The organism is Moorena sp. SIO3I6 (assembly GCF_010672095.1).
Window position 1 is genome coordinate 1 of the sequence record NZ_JAAHHU010000861.1, and the last position, 2,060, is coordinate 2,060.

1 protein-coding gene is annotated in these 2,060 nt (G+C 43.3%); it reads right to left on the bottom strand.

The window, feature by feature from the left end:
- Positions 1–81 precede the first annotated feature (81 nt).
- Positions 82–2,060: SDR family oxidoreductase (locus F6K49_RS43670; RefSeq protein WP_293108017.1), on the bottom strand; the 1,979-nt coding region annotated here is incomplete at its 5' end.

The window sequence follows — 2,060 nt, forward strand, 5'->3', positions numbered from 1 at the left end:
AAACCCAAGGTCAAACTTATTGTTGCTCCTTTTCCTGACCGACAAAAGGGTCAGTCTGAGTTTTTCTTCAAGCCTTTTTCCTCAACCCCCTTGACAATTGGCATACAGGCTTAAGTTGTCACCGATGCCCCACCCCCAAGTTGGGTCTTCCAGTATTGTTGTTTCACCGAGGGTAGCCTCAAAGACCTCTGTTTCCATAGCTCGGAAAAAAGTAATTGAAGTTGGGTAACTCTCTTGTGGTATATAGTCAACATCAGCTTTAACGTTAGCTTTGTAAACTTGAAAAATACGTTTTAGTTCATCTTGGCTTAATTTAAAACCAGCTACTCTCAATCTTTCCAGAAGATAATTTAACTGTTCTTCCTCTCCAATAGATTGAAGTGTTTCAGGATAAACGTTGACCGCTTCTCCTAAAGAACCTTGATAAAAACTGCTTATATCGTTGATGAGTTTAGTATTGTTCCAATCAGCAAAATATTGATATTTTTGAATATTTGTCCCTAAACCATCCATAATGGCAAGTAAAGCTACCTCCTGTCCCTGATTTTTTAACTGTTGAGCTATCTCAAAAACCACCTTTCCTCCTGCTGAATGACCGCCCAGAAAGTATGGCCCCTTAGGCTGAACGGCTTGTAAGGCTTGGATGTGGTGGGCTGCTATGTCTTCCATCCGGGTTAATGGCTTTTCCCCCTCATCTAAACCAAGCGATCGCAAGCCATATAAAGGTTGCTCTGAATCTAGGTGTTGTGCCAAGGGATAGAGATCGAAAACATTGCCCAAGACTCCAGGGACAAAGAACAGAGGAGGTTTTGAACCATTTGGCTGAATCGATACTAAAGTAGAACGGTAAGAGTCATCCTCAACTATACCTTGTTTGATGGAGGCATTGCTTAAACTTTTTGAGTCCTCAAAGGCAAGAACTTCTTGAGCCAAATAACTAGCCAACGCTTCCGGTGTGGGATAGTCAAATAGTAAAGTAGAAGGCACAGACAAACCCAGACTCAATTGGAGAGCATTTCTCAACTCAATAGACATCAAAGAATCTAATCCTAAGTCTATGAGTTTTTGCTCTAATGTTATTCGTTGGGGAGAAATTCCCAGTACTTTGGCTACCTGCGCGCGGACGTGAGTAACCAATAATCCCTGACGCTCTCCCATAGGAGCTGTCTCTAATTGCTTACGCAAATCAACCGACGGAGATGATACTTGTTGATGCTCGTTATTTCGTTCTTTTACAGATTTAAGTTTGACCCATCGATCGATACGAGTTTGTAAATCTCCACTAGATACAATAATTTGATCGAGTTCGAGTTCCTGAGTGGATAAAACCCTTTCAAAGGCTTGGATACCCTCTTCTGGAGTTATGGCAAATTCAGCCAGCCCTGCTGCAATCTCATAATTTCGATCTTGTTTTGGGAATTCCCAAGTCTCCCAGTTTACACTCAACCAAGGAACCGAATTAACCCGGTTCTGCTGGTGAACGAAAACATCCATAAACAGATTGGCTGCCGAGTAAGCAACGTCCCCCAAACCCCCTAGCACTGATGCGATGGAGGACATTAAGATACAAAAGTCAAGGTTTTTGTTCTGCAAAACCTTTGATAAGACTATGGTTCCCTGTACTTTTCCGTGAAAGTGCTGCCAAATATCAGTTTTAGTTATTTCCTTGATGGAACACAATGCCTTGTCTCCGGTAAACATAACACTGTGGATGACTCCATTGATGTTACCAAAGCGAGCCTCTGCTTGTGCGATCGCTTCTTCCATTTGTTGTCCATTGGCTACATCAGCATTGAGTACCATCACCTCCGCTCCCATAGCCTCCATAGCCTGCAATTTCTGAATTTTGCGACTAATCCGATCCTCTGCATCGTGGGTGGCTAGCCATTGAGACCAATCATCCCTGGCCGGAAATAGGGAACGTCCCGTTAAGATCAGTTTGGCGCGTACAGTTTTTGCCAAGTGTAACCCCAGGGACAGACCAATCGCCCCTAGTCCACCGATAATGAGATAAACCCCTTTTTTTGTCAGAGGTAATGTCCCTGCTCCAGGTGTTTCTA